The following is a 16,252-nucleotide window of genomic DNA, read 5'->3' as shown; positions in this document are numbered from 1 at the left end:
GATAAAATTTATTAATTTTGCACGTTACTTTATAGTAAACTCTCATAAATTTGAAATAAATAAAATATCAAGATAAATGAATATTTCATACAAATGGCTTAAGGAATACGTGGATTTCGACCTCACTCCACAGGATTTGGCGGCTGCGCTGACATCCACAGGACTTGAAGTCGGAAGCGTGGAGGAAGTGGAAACGATTCGTGGTGGACTCAAGGGGCTTTTCGTGGGAAAGGTGCTTACCTGCGAGATGCACCCGAACTCAGACCATCTTCACGTTACCACCGTTGATTTGGGCAAAGGCGAGCCGCAGCAGATTGTTTGCGGCGCGGCCAATGTGGCAGCCGGGCAGAAGGTAATCGTGGCAGATTTGGGCTGCGTGCTTTACGACGGCGAAGAGAGCTTCACAATCAAGAAGAGCAAACTCAGAGGCGTTGAGAGCTTGGGTATGATTTGTGCCGAGGACGAAATCGGTGTGGGCACGAGCCACGACGGTATCATCGTTTTGCCGGAAGATGCTCAGGTGGGTATGCCGGCAGCCGAATACTATCAGTTGGACAGCGACTGGCTCTTGGAAATAGACATAACTGCCAACCGTGCCGACGCTTTGAGCCACTATGGAGTAGCCCGCGACCTCTATGCGTGGCTGAAACAGAATGGCTATGAAACTTCATTGCACCGCCCGGATTGCGATAAGTTTGTTGTAGATAATCACGATCTTGAAATTGATGTTAAGATAGAGAATGCAGAAGCGTGCCGTCGTTATGCCTGCTTGAGCGTAACCGGCTGTGAGGTAAAGGAAAGTCCGAAGTGGTTGAAGGATAAGTTGAATATTATCGGCGTTCGTCCTATCAACAATATTGTGGATATTACGAACTACGTGATGATGGCCTACGGACAGCCGATGCACTGCTTCGATGCAGATATGGTAACAGGCAGACAGATTATCGTGAAAGACAAGAACGAAGGTAAGAAGTTCGTTACGCTCGATGGCGAGGAACACACGCTCGGAGAGCACGACCTGGCTATCTGCAACGCCGAAGAACCGATGTGTATCGCAGGTGTGTTCGGTGGAAAGGGCAGCGGCACTTACGAAAATACGAAGGACGTGATTTTGGAGAGTGCTTATTTCCATCCCACGTGGATTCGCAAGAGTGCCCGCCGCCACGGTTTGTCCACCGATGCCAGCTTCCGTTTCGAGCGTGGTATCGACCCTAACGGCACTATCTACGCCCTGAAGCAGGCTGCAATCCTTTGTAAGGAATTGGCCGGTGCGAAGGTAAGTATGGAAATCCGTGACGAATATCCCACGAAGATGGAAGGCTTCCCCGTTCGTCTGAACTATGAATATGCCGATCGTTTGATTGGTAAGCAGCTCGGTGCCGAAACCATCAAGAGCATTGCACAGAGTCTTGAAATGGAAATAGTGAAGGAAGATGCCGAAGGGCTCGACCTCATCGTTCCTCCCTATCGTGTGGATGTTCAGCGTGCGTGTGATGTTGTGGAGGATATTCTGCGTATCTATGGATATAATAATGTGGAGATTCCGACTACCTTGAAGTCGTCTCTCACCATTGCTGAAGAAGCAGACAAGAACCATCATAAGGAAGATATCATCAGCGAGCAGCTTGTTGGCGCAGGTTTCAACGAGATTCTGAACAATTCGCTCACGGCATCGTCTTACTATGAAGGGACGGAGCTGAACGCTTATCCTTGGGAACAGACCGTAAAACTGATGAATCCGTTGTCGAGCGATTTGGGCGTTATGCGCCAGACATTGCTCTTCGGTGGTCTGGAGAGCATCAGGAGAAATGTGAACCGCAAGGCACAGAACCTGAAGTTCTTTGAGATGGGCAACACCTATAAGTACGAACAGGAGAAGTGGAGCGAGGAAAGTCCTATCAAGGCCTACAATCAGACTTACCACTTGGGACTTTGGGTAACCGGCAAGCGTGTTGAAGGCTCTTGGGCGCACGCCAACGAAGACAGCACTTTCTATGAACTGAAGGCTCACGTGGAGAATATTCTCCGCCGTATCGGTGTGGCACAGGGAATGATAGTTGCAGAATCATCTGATAATAACATCTTCGACAAGGCTTTGGCACTGAAGACCCGTGCCGGAAAGGTGGTTGTCGAGATGGGTATCTTGAGCCATAAACTGCTCAAGAAGATGGATATTGCACAGCCGGTTTACTATGCTGAGCTGAACTGGACGGGCTTGATGAAGGCCGTTCGCAAGAACAATCTTCAGTTTGAAGAGATATCCAAGTATCCAAGCGTCAGCCGCGACCTCGCATTGCTGCTCGATTCCAATGTGGAATTTGCACAGATAGAGCAGATTGCACGTGAGAGCGAGAAGAAACTGCTGAAGAAGGTGGAGCTTTTCGACGTTTACGAGGGCAAGAATCTGCCTGAAGGTAAGAAGAGCTATGCCGTGAACTTCATTCTTCAGGACGAGAGCAAGACCCTGAACGACAAGGCTATCGACGCCATTATGCAGAAATTAATTAAAAATTTAACAAATAAACTCGGAGCAGAACTCCGCTAAATGAACAATTCCAATGGGAAGAGCATTTGAATATCGTAAAGCTGCTAAGCTGAAGAGATGGGGCCACATGGCTCGTACTTTCACAAAATTGGGTAAGGAAATCGCTATCGCCGTAAAGGCTGGTGGCCCTGAACCGGAAACAAACCCACGCTTGCGTGCGATTATCGCAACTTGTAAGCGCGAGAATATGCCAAAGGACAATATCCAGCGTGCCATCAAGAACGCTATGGGTAAGGATACAAGCGACTACAAGGAAGTGCCGTATGAAGGATACGGACCTCACGGAATTGCCATCTTCGTGGATACCTTGACCGACAATACCACACGCACCGTGGGTGATGTCCGTTCGGTATTCAACAAGTTCAATGGCACACTCGGTACGCAGGGTTCACTTTCGTTCCTCTTCGACCACAAGTCTGTGTTCAGTTTCAAGGCGAAGGAAGGACTGGATATGGATGAATTGATTCTCGATTTGATTGATTACGGAGTGGAAGATGAGTTCGACCTCGACGAAGAAGAGGGAGAAATCACCATCTACGGCGAACCGACAAGTTTCGGTGAGATTCAGAAGCACTTGGAAGACAACGGTTTTGAAATCACATCGGCAGAGTTCACACGCATTCCTAACGATTTGAAGGAAGTTAGCGATGAAGAACGTGAGACGATTGAGAAGATGATTGACAAGCTCGAAGACTTCGACGACGTGCAGAATGTATATACCAATATGAAACCGGCTGATAAAGCTGAATAATATTGACTTAATAATATAAGGAGAACGGAGTGTTCCGGTATTCAAATGAATATTGGAACACTCCGTTTGAATATTGTAAGACAATGTTCTTTTTGTTCTATTATCTGGTTTTGCCGTTTCTTCCGGCAGATAATCTTAATAATCTCCTTTCTTGAAAATTACGTCTATGTAGACCTTCTTCGGATTCTTGCCCGATACGTAGGTGTATCTGAAATTGAATCCTTCGTCCTTATAGGCCTTTCTCTGCATATCATTCTTCAGGATTTCAAGCAGATTTGCAGTCTTTTTATCCTTTACCAAGGCTATGACGGCATCATCGTCAGCTTCATTGAACAGTGAAAGATGATAGTGCAGCGTTCGGGTGTCGGGCTCAAAAACGATACTGTCGGTGCGTTCATTGTAGATAATCGGCGTAGGACACTTCTTGAGCGTGTACATTTCCGTGTCTTTTTTGGCACGTTCTTCCAAGCTGTCGTGGCATCCGGCGAGCGATAAGGCTGCAATGCAGAAAACAAAAAACTTTTTCATCACTATAAAACGTTTTATTGGAATTGTTGTGAAGATGAATCGGAGTTGCTTTCCAAATGAAATCATCCGAATAATCAGAATGCAAAGATAGAAAAAATGTAGTATTTTATGAATTGTTCTTTCGTATATTTCGCTTTTTATTCGTAATTTTGCCTGATAAAAGAATAATATTTCAATGGATCATATAAGAAATTTCTGTATCATTGCGCATATTGATCACGGAAAATCCACATTAGCCGACCGTCTCTTGGAGTTTACGAAAACTATTCAGGTAACGAGTGGTCAGATGCTTGATGATATGGATTTGGAACGTGAGAGAGGAATCACAATCAAGAGTCACGCCATTCAGATGGAGTACGAACAAGAGGGAACGAAGTACGTGCTCAACCTGATTGACACTCCGGGACACGTAGACTTTTCCTATGAGGTTTCGCGAAGTATTGCGGCGTGCGAGGGTGCGCTGCTCATAGTCGATTCCACGCAAGGCGTTCAGGCACAGACCATTTCCAACCTGTATATGGCCATTGATAACAATCTCGAGATTATTCCGGTAATCAACAAGATTGATATGCCTAACGCTATGCCGGAGGAAGTTGAGGACGAAATCATCGACCTCATTGGCTGCGAACGAGAGGACATCATTCGTGCCAGTGGCAAGACCGGAGAAGGTGTACCTGCCATTCTGGATGCAATCATCAAGCGTGTGCCTGCACCTGTGGGCGACAAGAACGCGCCGTTGCAGGCATTGATTTTCGATTCCATTTTCAATTCCTTCCGCGGCATTATCACGCTCTGCAAGGTAACGAACGGAACGATAAAGAAAGGCGACAAAGTGAAGTTCGTTCAGACGGGAATGGAATACGATGCCGACGAAGTGGGCGTGCTGAAGATGGATATGAAGCCTACGAAAGAGCTGAGTACGGGCGAGGTAGGATATATAATATCGGGCATTAAGAACGCACGTGAAGTGAAAGTGGGCGATACCGTAACGCATATTGATCGTCCTTGCGAAAGTGCCATCGAAGGTTTTCAAGTGGTTAAGCCTATGGTGTTTGCCGGCGTATATCCGGTTGATCCGAGTGATTACGAAAACCTGCGTGCATCCTTGGAGAAATTACAGTTGAACGATGCCTCGCTGACATTCTCTCCTGAAAGTTCTCAGGCTCTGGGATTCGGTTTCCGATGCGGATTCCTCGGACTTCTGCACATGGAAATCATTCAGGAACGTCTGGACCGTGAGTTCAATATGGATGTGATTACGACCGTTCCGAACGTAAGCTATATGGTTTACGACAAGTTGGGCGAGATCCGCGAGGTGCATAACCCATCGGGGCTGCCTGAACCTACGATGATTGAGCATATTGAAGAGCCGTATATCAAGGCATCCATCATTACTTCGGCTGATTATATCGGTCCGATTATGACGCTCTGTCTGGACAAACGAGGCGAACTCGTCAGTCAGAACTACGTGAGCGGCAACCGTCTGGAACTGATTTTTATGATTCCGTTGGGCGAAATCGTGATAGATTTCTACGATAAACTGAAGAGTATTTCCAAGGGATATGCTTCATTCGATTATCATATAGACTCGTTCCGTCCGTCGAAACTGGCAAAACTGGACATATTGCTGAATGGAGAGCCTGTGGACGCACTATCTACGCTGACTCACGACAGCAACGCCGTAGCCTTCGGACGCAGAATGTGCGAGAAATTAAAGGAACTGATTCCTCGCCAGCAGTTTGATATTGCCATTCAGGCAGCCATCGGAGGGAAGATTGTGGCGCGCGAAACCATCAAGCAGGTGCGCAAGGACGTAACGGCTAAGTGTTATGGTGGTGACGTGAGCAGAAAGCGAAAGCTCTTGGAAAAACAGAAGAAAGGTAAGAAACGTATGAAGCAGGTGGGCAATGTACAGGTGCCGCAGAAAGCGTTCTTGGCCGTATTGAAGTTGGATTAGAAACCATTTAGGAGAAATAACATAATGAAAGAAACCATCGAAACCAGAGATATAGCGCGTGAGTTGGCGAGGAAGTACAGCACAATGACTCACGATGAGCTTGACGTGTTGGAAAGTATTCTTGTCCCACGCAAGTATGCGAAAGGCGAGATGATTCTGAAGGAAGGCGAAGTTTGCAACAGTATCTATTACATTGAGCGTGGACTGATTCGCCAGTTCTATTTCAAGAACGGCAAGCAGATTACCGAACATCTGGGAGAAGACCGTACCATCTTTATGTGTATCGAGAGTCTGTTCCGCGAAGAGCCGACAAAGCTCCAAGTGGAAGCGTTGGAACCGACTTTGGTATATGCTTTGCCGAAACATAGATTGGAGCAAGTGGCTTTGCACAACGTGAATATTCAGATTCTGTATCGTAAGATATTGGAAGAGAGCCTGATTATTTCCCAGATACACGCCGACCTCGTGCGTTTCGAGACGGCTCAGGACAGATACAAGAAGATGTGCAAGCTGAACCCACAGGTTATTCTCCGTGCCCCATTGGTGTATATTGCAAGTTATTTGCAGATGACACCCGAGACGCTGAGCCGTGTGCGTGCGTCCACTCTGCTCGATTAAAGACATTCTTCCATACAGGTTTTTCTGAAGAAGAGTGCAACATAAGTGATAAGAAAAAGCGATGTGCGTATATTCATAAACGCACATCGCTTTTTTGTTTATAGCCAGGTTTGGAATAAGTTGATAATAGAATAAGTAAAGAAATCACCAAATTTATGAGAAGGTTTCTTTATCATTCACACTTATCTGCCTTATTTCTCCTACTCTGTTACCACTTCAATGTCCGGGAAATTCTTTACTAAGCCCTTCACATAGGTTTCTTCTGCGCCGCTGTCTACGCGTATCTTCTTCAACTTGACGTTGTTATACAGCATTTCGTATTCGGCATTATCCGAAAATTCGCCGTTTTTCAGGTCGATGAGTTCGAGATTCGGCATTTCCGACATTTCTATTTGTGCGATAACCTTATTGTTGCTGAAGTCGGCTTTCTTCAAAAGGTTGTTGCTCATATAGCAACGGAAGAGCATAGGCATCTTGCTGAAGTCGGCTTCGGTAATTTTATTCTGGTGGATAGTGAGGAACATCAGTTTCGGAAGACTGAAATCTATCTTGCTGATCTGGTTCTCATAAGCTACGAGATGTTGCAGTTCGGGCAGGTTGCTGAGCTGAATCTTGCTGATTTGGTTTTGTTCGATATACAGTTTTTCCAGTTTCGGCAAATTGCTTACAACTATTTCTTGCAGCAGACTTTGGCGCAAGTCTACGCCAGTGAGCTTTGGCAGGTCTTTGAGTTCAATCTTTGTGAGCTTCGTTTCACGCGCCACGATAATTGAAAGCTCTTTGAGTGAGGTGAGGTCTATGCTGCCGATGCTCGTATTGTGAATGTCCAATATCTCCAGTTTGGTGTTGTTGGCAAGGTTCAGATTGGCTATTTCACACTTGAAGATGCGCAAGTCTCTCAGTTCCTTGAGGTTTGAAAGGTCGATAGCCGTGATGGGATTACCGCCTAAGTGCAGTTGCGAGAGTTTGCTCAGCTTGCTGATAGGGGTGGCATCGGATATTTTATGATAGTTCAATGTAAGCGTATCGAGGTTTACAAAATATTCCAGACCCTTTAGACTCTTGATGGTTTTCTCAGCGGGAACACTTTCGCCTGCCGGATAGCTGAAGTTGAGTTTGTGTATGGTCTTGGCTTCTTCGGGCGAAATCTCACCGTCTTTATTGGCATCCAGACCGGGAATCTCCAGCAAAGTCTTGTTCAGGTAGGCATCGTCAAAGCTGATATACTTCTCCAAAACAGCTTTCTTGACAGTAATTTGGCACTGTGCTTCAGAAGAGATATTGCCTTTTCTGGCAATAACCATAATGTTGGCAGAGCCTTCTCCGACTGCTTCCACTCTGCCGTTTCGCACTTTAGCAACTTGCTCGTTGGACGATCTCCATATTATTTCTGCATCTTTGGGCGCACCGGTTACGGTGAGTGTTTCACTCTGTCCTACGATAAGCGATAGCGTGGCAGGTTTCACGGAGATTGTAAACGACTGTTCCGGCTCGTCCTTGTCAGAGCAAGCTGCGAACATAATAATGCCGAGAAGCATTAGGATGAATGAAATTTTTTGTTTTTTCATAATGGATATAAATTTGGTTATGAATCAATAGATTGTTGTACTATTGTTTAGTTCGTTACAAAAATAATCAAATTAAAGCAGTTTTACAAATTATTGTGCCTGTTTTTTATGTAGAGAGAAATGGGCGTTATTCCGTTGTGATGCAAACGTGCGAAGAATGCAATTCAATCTTCGCACATTTGCATTCCATTTTTGCGAAGAATGAGCTGCAATCTTCGCATGTTTGTAGAGTGTTTGTAAGTGGTTTATATTCAATGTGTTATGAGTGTTCTTTTTAATGGTGGAAAGATTGTCTCATTTTTCTGTTGGCAATGCTTTCCAACGTTTTGATGGAGCAATGAAAAAGCCCTCAAACTGCGAGAGTTTGAGGGCTTAATCTATATGAAATTAATGTGCATTCGTTTGAGAGAAATGCGTTCTCAGTTTGAATTTTAGTGCTGTTTTCAGAACTTTAGGACTGTATCAGACTGAAGAGCATTTCTTTTCCTACTTGTATAGGTATCGTTTGATAGACTTCTTTGGAGTCTTTTGGAACTCTTCGTCGAGTATTTCCAAATCCGAAACATTACAGTAGGCTGGGGTAGCGGCATTGAGCTGCGTCTTGTTCTCGTTCATAATGTTTCTGATATCATTATCACTCAATCCCAAGTTCTTGGCTTCCTCGTGGTCGGGATAGACCAGTGCGACGAGTTTTTCCTCACGCTGAATCACGAGACACTCTGCAACGAGTGGGAGCGAACTCAACTTGTCTTCTATCTCTTCAGGGTAGATGTTCTGTCCGTTGCTTCCCAAGAGCATATTCTTTGAGCGTCCACGGATAAATACGTTTCCTTCAGCGTCCATCGTGCCGAGGTCGCCGGTATGGAACCAGTTATCCTTGTCGATGGCGCGCGCTGTGTCCTCCTCATTCTTGTAGTAGCCGAGAAGCACGTTGGGGCCTTTTGTGAGGATTTCTCCGGCAATGTTCTCCGGATCGGAGCTGTCGATACGCACTTTCTGATGGAGTGCCGCCCTGCCGCAAGAGCCTTCTGCGAATGTCTTCCAGTCGCTGTAACAGATAATCGGCGCACATTCCGTGGCTCCGTAGCCAACGGTAAATGGAAATTCGATGTCTTTCAGGAAGGCTTCAATTTCTTTGTTGAGCGCGGCTCCGCCAATGATTACCTCGTAAAGATTGCCTCCGAACGCCTGATACACCTGTTCGCGAATCTTCTCCTTTACCTTCTTGTTGATCATCGGCATATTGAGGAGGAGCTTCATCTTGTTGTTCTGAATCTTTGGGAACACGCGCTTGCGGATGATTTTCTCGATAACGAGCGGCACGGCAATCATTATGCAGGGCTTCACTTCGGCAAGTGCCTGAGCAATGATGGCCGGCGACGGCATACGGGTAAGGAAGAATATATGTACTCCGTGGATGAATTCAAAGATAAACTCGAAGGCCATTCCGTACATGTGCGCCATCGGCAGGATGCTGATTACGTTGTCGCCTGCCTTGATTTGCTTTCCGAGCACGTGGATGGCGAAGTCTGCATTGCTCCACATTGCACGGTAGGGAATCATAACGCCCTTTGAACGGCCGGTAGTGCCGCTTGTGTAGTTGATAAGTGCCAGTTCGTCGGGACTTTGTTCACGGTAGTAGTGAACGTGTTCCTGTCGGAAATATTTCGGATATTTCTTACCGAACATCTCGTTCAGATGTTCGCGGGCGTATGTGAGCTTCTCTGTTCGGCTGATAACGAGCGAGAGGTCGGGCAGATAGATAATGCCTTCGAGTCCCGGCATCTTTGTTGCATCGACTTCTGTTGCCACAACGTCGCCCACAAAGAGAATCTTTGAGTCGGAATGGTTCACAATGTTGTGTACCTGATCGGGTGTAAATTCGTGCAGAATGGGGACTGCAATCGCTCCGTATGTGAGTGTTGCAAGGAATGCAACAGCCCACATAGATGAATTTCTGCCACAAATAGCTATTTTGTCGCCTTTCACTACACCGCTTGCTTCAAACATAATGTGGATTTTCTCAATCTTTCGAGCCACATCGTGATACTGAAGGGTCTTTCCTTTATAGTCTGTAAGAGCGTCCAAATCCCAATGGGAAATAATGCTCTTTTCTATCATTTCATTAAAACTTGGTATTTTTTCCATCGCATAATGTTTAAGCTAAGTGCAAAGATAGCCATAAATCTGCACAATTCAAAAAATAATGTGCAGTTTTTTAGCCTTGTCGTTCTAAATAGAACAAAAATACCACTGATTTATCCTCCAATTACTGCATAACGGTGCAGCGGACGTTGAAGGAATAAATCAGTGGTACTTAATGCCTTTTATGTGTTATACTTCTGCGTTCTGATATAAATAACGCTTGATACTCTTCTTGGGAGTTTTCTTGAATTCCTCTTGTTGGATTCTGATAGTCGATATCTTGCAGAATGTCGGGAGGATTTGGTTGAGGGCATTACGGTTTTCTTCCATAATGCTTTGCAGGTCTTCCTCGCTGAAACCCATTGAGGATGCTTCCTCCATATCGGGTACTACAAGTCCGATCAGCTTGTCGCCGTTTTGGATTATCAGGCTTTCGCTGACCATTGCCATTGAGTTGAGCTTGTCTTCTATTTCTTCCGGGTAGATATTCTGCCCGTTTGCGCCGAGCAGCATATTCTTTATTCTGCCTCGGATGAATACGTGTCCGGTTTCATCCATTGTGGCAAGGTCGCCCGTATGATACCATCCGTCGCTGTCGAGCACGGCTTTTGTGGCTTCTTCGTTCTTGAAATAGCCCTGCATTACGTTTAATCCTCGTGCGATGATTTCGCCCGGAATGGTCTTTGGGTCGGAACTGAGAATCTTCATTTCCATGTGCTTTACGATGGTGCCGCACGAACCTCCCACGAAATCCGACTGGTCGCTGTATGTGATCATCGGAGCAGTTTCCGTTGTTCCATAGCCCGCATTCACGGGAAAATCAATGCTTGTGAGGAAATCTTCAATTTCCTTGTTCAACGCCGCACCACCGGTCATTACCTGATAGGCGTTTCCTCCGAATGCCTCCATTACAAGGTTGCGGATCTTTTCCTTGATTTTCTTGTTGATAACGGGCATTTTCAACAGCATTGAAGTGGCTCTGTTGTCAATCTGTGGAAATATCTTTTTGCGTATAATCTTGTCTACAACCAACGGAACTGCAACGACCATTGCCGGCTTTACTTCGCTGCAAGCCTCTGAAATCAGCGTTGGACTGGGCAGCCTTGTGAGGAAGAAGAGATGGTTTCCGAAGCAGATGTTGAAGATGAACTCGCACGTCATACCGTACATATGAGCCATCGGCAACGTGCAAAGGATGTTGGAGTGCTTCGGAATATGCACGCCGAACTCGCTGTTTGCCCAATCCAAGTTGCTCCATAACGCACGATAAGGAATCATTACGCCTTTTGAAAAGCCGGTTGTTCCGCTGGTATAGTTGATCAGAGCCAGTTCTTCCGCACAGTCAATATGGTAGCTTACGTGCTCCTTGTGGAAATATTTAGGGAATTTCTGTCCGAAGATGGCGTTCAGATTCTCACGTGCATACGTTAGTTGTTCCGACCTTGACATTACCAACGACAAGTCCGGGATATAAATGATGCCTTCAAGATTGGGCATTTGCGCTGCATCCAACGTTGGAGCAACGACGTCGCCGACGAAAAGAAGTCTTGATTCGGAATGATTTACGATGTTGTAGACTTGTTCGGGCGTAAATTCGTTCTGAATCGGCACAGCCACAGCTCCGTATGTAAGGGTTGCCAGATAGCAGACTGCCCACATTGAGGAGTTTCGTCCGCACAATCCCACTTTGTCTCCTTTCTTTAGCCCACTGTATTCAAAAAGGATATGCAGTTTTTCAATCTTTCTTGCCACGTCGTGGTACTGGAGTGTCGCCCCGTGATAGTCTGTCAAGGCGTCCTTTTCCCAGTTATCCTTGATACTGTTCTCTATGTATGAGTTGAAACTTGGTATTGAATCCATTGCACACATTTGTTAATTGCGTGCAAAGTTACTTTATTTTTTGCTCATTTCAAAACGTTTTGTGCAGAAAAATGTGTTCTTTAATTCGCTTTTTCTGTTTAAAAATGTTGTAATTATCAAAAACTCAATAGTTTAATATAGTTTTTCCGTCTATTCGTAGTGCATTGATTTGGCAGGATGAATATGACTTATGAGGAAACTCGGTGCGATGAGCACGAACACACATATTAATAATGTGGCTATGTTCAGGGCTAAGATCAGGGGAATGTTGATTTCCACGGGTACCGTACTCACATAATAGGTCTGTGGATTCAGCTCAATCAGTCCGAAATACTTCTGGATTAATATGATTCCTATTCCAACAATGTTGCCCCACAGCAGTCCCTTGCCGATGATAAAGGTGGCAAACCAGAGGAATATACTTCTTATCTGTCTGTTCTTTGCGCCCATTGCTTTGAGTAAACCAATCATCTGCGTGCGCTCCAGTATGATAATGAGAAGACCGGAAATCATCGTTACGCCGGCAACTGCCACCATCAGGGCGAGAATCATCCAAACGTTAAGATCCATCAGGTCGAGCCAAGAAAATATCTGTGGATACTGTTCGATGACAGTATCGGCAGAATAAGTACCTTCGTAGTCGTCTGTCTTATTCTTCACGCTTTTCAAGACATTCAGTGCCGTTTCGTCGAGCTTCTCAAAGTCGTTCACCTGCAATTCTGCCCCCGAATATTGATCGGCAGCCCAGCCGTTTAGCTTGTTCGTTGTGTATAAATCGGTAAAGCAGATCTGCGAGTCGAAATGCTTCATATTCGTTTCGTAAATTCCGTTGATTGTGAATTTACGCGTGCGCACCCCATCTTTATTCACAAAATAGGCGAAGATGCTCTGCCCCAGTTTCAGATTCAGCTTGTCGGCAATGGTCTTCGATATGACAATCTTCTGCTGATTGGCACTGTCTGAAAAGACGGGAATACTGCCTTCCAGCATATTCTGATGAATGAAAGTGGAGTCGAACTCAGGTCCGACACCTTTCAATACCATACCAAGAAAGTCGTCATCGGTTTTCAATATGCCCTGTGTGTAGGCGAATCTCTGCACGTGCTTCACACCTTTTACCTTTGCCAATGCGTTCCTCACGCTGTCCGTAATCTGAATAGGATATTGTTCGGAACTCTGCAAAGTCATAAAGTCGGCAACGGTAATATGGCTTCCGAACCCTATTACCTTGTTGCGCACGGAGTGTTTGAATCCCAATACCACGCAAACCGACACTATCATAACGGCAAGACCAATAGCCACGCCGAAAGTGGCAATTCGGATGGCAGGCTTGGAAACCTTTCTGGTCTTATCCCCGCTGTCGTTTATCTTTCTCGCTATAAATAATGGAAAGTTCATATATCGTATTATTCGCTTATTTTTCTGCCGGGATACTGCTCCAAAGCCTTTTGAAGAACGGTCAGGGCACGCTGCAATTCCTCACGTTTGAGCACGTAGGCAATGCGCACTTGGTCGATGCCTGCGCCCGGAGTGATGTAGAATCCCGATGCGGGAGCGATCATTACAGTTTCGCCTTCGTATTGAAAGTCGGTCAGACACCATCGGCAGAACTTGTCGGCATTGTCTACCGGAAGTTTCGCCACCGTATAGAATGCACCCATCGGAACAGGAGAATAGACTCCCGGAATGTTGTTCAGTCCGTCAATGAGGCATTTTCTGCGCTCCACATACTCATCATACACCTCTCGGTAGTATTCCTCGGGCGCATCCAGACTGGCTTCGGCAACTATCTGACCGATCAATGGAGGAGAAAGACGCGCCTGACAGAACTTCATTACCGTCTTCCTGACTTCCTCATTCTTAGTGATAAGCGCACCGATGCGTATGCCGCACTCGCTGTAACGCTTGGAAACGGAATCTATCATAATCGTGTTCTGCTCGATTCCTTCGAGGTGCATAGCCGATATATATGGCAGACCGGTGTAATTGTATTCACGATACACCTCATCCGAAATCAGATAGAGGTCGTACTTCTTCACAATGTCTCTTATCTGCTCCATTTCCTTATGCGTGTAGAGATAACCCGTCGGATTGTTAGGGTTGCATATCATAATGGCCTTTGTGCGCTCGTTTATCAGTTCTTCAAACTTCTCAACCTTCGGCAATGCAAATCCCTCTTCGATGGAAGTGGGGATAGGTCTGACTGTCGCACCGGCGGAAATGGCGAAAGTCATATAGTTGGCATAGGCAGGCTCGGGCAGGATGACTTCGTCGCCCGGATTCAGGCAAGCCATAAATGCAAACAGCACGGCTTCCGAACCACCTGCCGTGATGATGATGTCGTCTGCATCAAGACTGATGTCGGATTTCTTGTAGAATCCACAAAGTTTCCCGCGATAGGAAGCATAGCCCTGCGACGGAGAATACTCCATAACGGTTCCGTTGATATTCTTCAGCGCATCGCGTCCACACTGTGGAGTTGGCAGATCTGGCTGTCCGATATTTAAATGATAAACTTTGACGCCCCGTTTCTTTGCATCTTCGGCCAACGGTGTCAGTTTTCTGATAGGTGATTCAGACATTTGAAGTCCTCGAACTGATATTTCCGGCATAGTTTCTACTTTAAATTAATACTTTAATATCGAGAAGGCTTACATTATGAAACCTTGTGCTGATATTATGATATGCAAAGATAGATATTTTTTTTATTTTAATGGCACATTTTTCAGATTAAGCCAGACTTTTTTACTACTTTTGCATAAGTATAAACATTAAAAACAGCCCGACACAGGTCGTGCGGTATAAAATAATCATAAGATGAGAAGTAAGACAAGCAAGTGGTTCGAGACCAAGGTGCGCTACGACAAGACGATGGAAGATGGTCAGAACAAGAAGGTTACAGAGGCTTACACCGTGGAGGCGTTGAGCTTTTCCGAGGCAGAAAGTGCCATAACGGAGGAAATGTCGCACTATATAAGCGGCGAGTTCGACGTGAAGGCAATCACGCCTGCCGTGTATGGGGAAATCTTCTTCAGCGACGGCGATATGGACGACAAGTGGTACAAGGCAAGACTCTCTTTTATCATGATTGACGAAAAGACGGAAAAGGAGAAACGTTCCTACATTACCTATCTCGTTCAGGCAAACTCGGTAAACGGTGCCGTGAAGCACGTGGACGAAGTGATGGGACAGACGATGATAGACTACGCCATCGTGTCAATCGCCGACACAAAGATAATGGACGTTTTCGAGCACCGTTCGGCTTCCAAGGCTGCCGATGCAAAGCCTGAATACGAAGGGTAAAATCCCGGAGGAATGGAGGTGCGTCGCGTATCTCCATCCCGCAACACTGACCTAACCTTTAAATACTGATTGAAAATATGTTTGATGTAGCCAAGAGTTTGCACGATGTGATGGCAAACATTCCTGACGGCGTGAGATTGATAGCCGTCAGTAAGTTTCATCCCAACGAATATCTGGAAGTCGCTTACGCCGAAGGGCAGCGCGTGTTCGGCGAAAGCCACGAACAGGAGCTTTCGCAGAAGGCGAAAACCCTGCCGAAAGACATTGAATGGCATTTTATCGGGCATCTGCAAACGAACAAGGTAAAGTACATAGCACCTTATATCTCGATGATAGAGGCTGTTGATTCTGTGAAACTGATGAGGGAAATCAACAAGCAAGCCCTGAAGAACGAAAGAGTTATCAATGTTCTGCTCGAACTGCACATTGCCGAAGAGGAATCAAAGTACGGCTTCAAGCTCGATGAATGCCGGGAATTTCTGGCATCGGGCGAATGGCGGGAAATGAAAGGCGTGCATATCTCGGGCATTATGATGATGGCTTCCAACACGGACGACGAGCAGCAGATTCGTAAAGAGATGATGACGGCATCTGATTTCTTTGACGAAATCAAGGCAACGTATTTTGCCGATGACGACGATTTCAGGGAACGCTCTTGGGGAATGAGCGACGATTACCCGATAGCCATCGAATGCAACTCCACGATGGTAAGAGTGGGTACGGCCATTTTCGGCCCACGCATATATTGATTGATGTGGAATTAAGAATTGCAAGTGCCATTGAGGTTTCATTCCCCAATGGCACTTGCAATTCTTTTTTGTAAAATCCATTTACCGAAAAACGCATAAAATTTTTCAGTAATCTGGAGAATTTTCAGCCTTCTTCCCACCAATGTTTTTTAGTTTTGGGAACATTGTTTCTGAAATATCCGAAGATTGTCTTCCATTCTTGCGATAAATGCAAATCGTTCTTCGCAA

The 16,252-nt window shown here is 45.7% G+C and carries 12 protein-coding genes; 6 read left to right on the top strand and 6 right to left on the bottom strand.

Features of this window, described 5'->3' with window-relative positions:
* Positions 1-76 precede the first annotated feature (76 nt).
* Complete coding sequence (gene pheT / locus P150_RS0102530; protein ID WP_028896353.1) at positions 77-2,545, top strand: phenylalanine--tRNA ligase subunit beta; 2,469 nt, start codon at positions 77-79, stop codon at positions 2,543-2,545.
* A 13-nt stretch (positions 2,546-2,558) separates the two neighbouring features.
* Complete coding sequence (locus P150_RS0102525) at positions 2,559-3,296, top strand: YebC/PmpR family DNA-binding transcriptional regulator (protein ID WP_028896352.1); 738 nt, start codon at positions 2,559-2,561, stop codon at positions 3,294-3,296.
* A gap of 135 nt (positions 3,297-3,431) precedes the next feature.
* On the opposite strand, the gene P150_RS0102520 is transcribed toward P150_RS0102525, so the two are convergent.
* Positions 3,432-3,824 carry a hypothetical protein gene (locus P150_RS0102520; protein WP_051617493.1) on the bottom strand — a complete coding sequence of 131 codons (393 nt, stop codon included), beginning with the start codon at positions 3,822-3,824 and terminating at the stop codon, positions 3,432-3,434.
* A gap of 175 nt (positions 3,825-3,999) precedes the next feature.
* Here P150_RS0102520 and lepA point away from each other — a divergent pair, with 175 nt between their 5' ends.
* Together lepA and P150_RS0102510 are read left to right on the top strand one after the other, a co-directional pair.
* Positions 4,000-5,781, top strand: coding sequence for a translation elongation factor 4 (gene lepA / locus P150_RS0102515; RefSeq protein ID WP_028896350.1), 1,782 nt, complete (start codon positions 4,000-4,002; stop codon positions 5,779-5,781).
* A 24-nt stretch (positions 5,782-5,805) separates the two neighbouring features.
* Positions 5,806-6,399 (top strand): Crp/Fnr family transcriptional regulator, encoded by a 594-nt coding sequence (locus tag P150_RS0102510; RefSeq protein ID WP_028896349.1) that lies wholly within the window; start codon positions 5,806-5,808, stop codon positions 6,397-6,399.
* A 200-nt stretch (positions 6,400-6,599) separates the two neighbouring features.
* On the opposite strand, the gene P150_RS0102505 is transcribed toward P150_RS0102510, so the two are convergent.
* From P150_RS0102505 to P150_RS0102485, 5 genes are all read right to left on the bottom strand, one after another.
* Entirely contained in the window at positions 6,600-7,967 is a 1,368-nt protein-coding gene (locus P150_RS0102505) for an Ig-like domain-containing protein (RefSeq protein WP_028896348.1), read from the bottom strand.
* A 486-nt stretch (positions 7,968-8,453) separates the two neighbouring features.
* Entirely contained in the window at positions 8,454-10,115 is a 1,662-nt protein-coding gene (locus P150_RS0102500; protein ID WP_028896347.1) for an AMP-binding protein, read from the bottom strand.
* A gap of 186 nt (positions 10,116-10,301) precedes the next feature.
* Positions 10,302-11,972 (bottom strand): AMP-binding protein, encoded by a 1,671-nt coding sequence (locus P150_RS0102495; protein ID WP_028896346.1) that lies wholly within the window; start codon positions 11,970-11,972, stop codon positions 10,302-10,304.
* Positions 11,973-12,122: 150 nt separating this feature from the next.
* Complete coding sequence (locus tag P150_RS0102490) at positions 12,123-13,370, bottom strand: FtsX-like permease family protein (protein WP_028896345.1); 1,248 nt, start codon at positions 13,368-13,370, stop codon at positions 12,123-12,125.
* Positions 13,371-13,378: 8 nt separating this feature from the next.
* Positions 13,379-14,584, bottom strand: coding sequence for a pyridoxal phosphate-dependent aminotransferase (locus P150_RS0102485; protein WP_028896344.1), 1,206 nt, complete (start codon positions 14,582-14,584; stop codon positions 13,379-13,381).
* A 205-nt stretch (positions 14,585-14,789) separates the two neighbouring features.
* Here P150_RS0102485 and P150_RS0102480 point away from each other — a divergent pair, with 205 nt between their 5' ends.
* Both P150_RS0102480 and P150_RS0102475 read left to right on the top strand, forming a co-directional pair.
* The gene (locus tag P150_RS0102480) at positions 14,790-15,275 is read left to right on the top strand and encodes a DUF4494 domain-containing protein (RefSeq protein WP_028896343.1); all 486 of its coding nucleotides are present in this window, start codon (positions 14,790-14,792) and stop codon (positions 15,273-15,275) included.
* Positions 15,276-15,352: 77 nt separating this feature from the next.
* Entirely contained in the window at positions 15,353-16,024 is a 672-nt protein-coding gene (locus tag P150_RS0102475) for a YggS family pyridoxal phosphate-dependent enzyme (protein ID WP_028896342.1), read from the top strand.
* The last annotated feature ends 228 nt before the right edge of the window (positions 16,025-16,252 follow it).

This window comes from Prevotella sp. HUN102, from assembly GCF_000688375.1.
GTDB lineage: Bacteria > Bacteroidota > Bacteroidia > Bacteroidales > Bacteroidaceae > Prevotella.
This window is presented reverse-complemented; position numbering and strand designations above follow the sequence as displayed.

Excerpts from the sequence above, each read along its gene's own strand:
- P150_RS0102485 (WP_028896344.1), bottom strand. The coding sequence starts at position 14,584 with ATGCCGGAAATATCAGTTCGAGGACTTCAAATGTCTGAATCACCTATC.
- P150_RS0102505 (WP_028896348.1), bottom strand. The coding sequence starts at position 7,967 with ATGAAAAAACAAAAAATTTCATTCATCCTAATGCTTCTCGGCATTATT.
- P150_RS0102520 (WP_051617493.1), bottom strand. The coding sequence starts at position 3,824 with ATGAAAAAGTTTTTTGTTTTCTGCATTGCAGCCTTATCGCTCGCCGGA.
- pheT (WP_028896353.1), top strand. The coding sequence starts at position 77 with ATGAATATTTCATACAAATGGCTTAAGGAATACGTGGATTTCGACCTC.
- P150_RS0102490 (WP_028896345.1), bottom strand. The coding sequence starts at position 13,370 with ATGAACTTTCCATTATTTATAGCGAGAAAGATAAACGACAGCGGGGAT.
- P150_RS0102475 (WP_028896342.1), top strand. The coding sequence starts at position 15,353 with ATGTTTGATGTAGCCAAGAGTTTGCACGATGTGATGGCAAACATTCCT.
- lepA (WP_028896350.1), top strand. The coding sequence starts at position 4,000 with ATGGATCATATAAGAAATTTCTGTATCATTGCGCATATTGATCACGGA.
- P150_RS0102495 (WP_028896346.1), bottom strand. The coding sequence starts at position 11,972 with ATGGATTCAATACCAAGTTTCAACTCATACATAGAGAACAGTATCAAG.
- P150_RS0102500 (WP_028896347.1), bottom strand. The coding sequence starts at position 10,115 with ATGGAAAAAATACCAAGTTTTAATGAAATGATAGAAAAGAGCATTATT.
- P150_RS0102480 (WP_028896343.1), top strand. The coding sequence starts at position 14,790 with ATGAGAAGTAAGACAAGCAAGTGGTTCGAGACCAAGGTGCGCTACGAC.
- P150_RS0102525 (WP_028896352.1), top strand. The coding sequence starts at position 2,559 with ATGGGAAGAGCATTTGAATATCGTAAAGCTGCTAAGCTGAAGAGATGG.
- P150_RS0102510 (WP_028896349.1), top strand. The coding sequence starts at position 5,806 with ATGAAAGAAACCATCGAAACCAGAGATATAGCGCGTGAGTTGGCGAGG.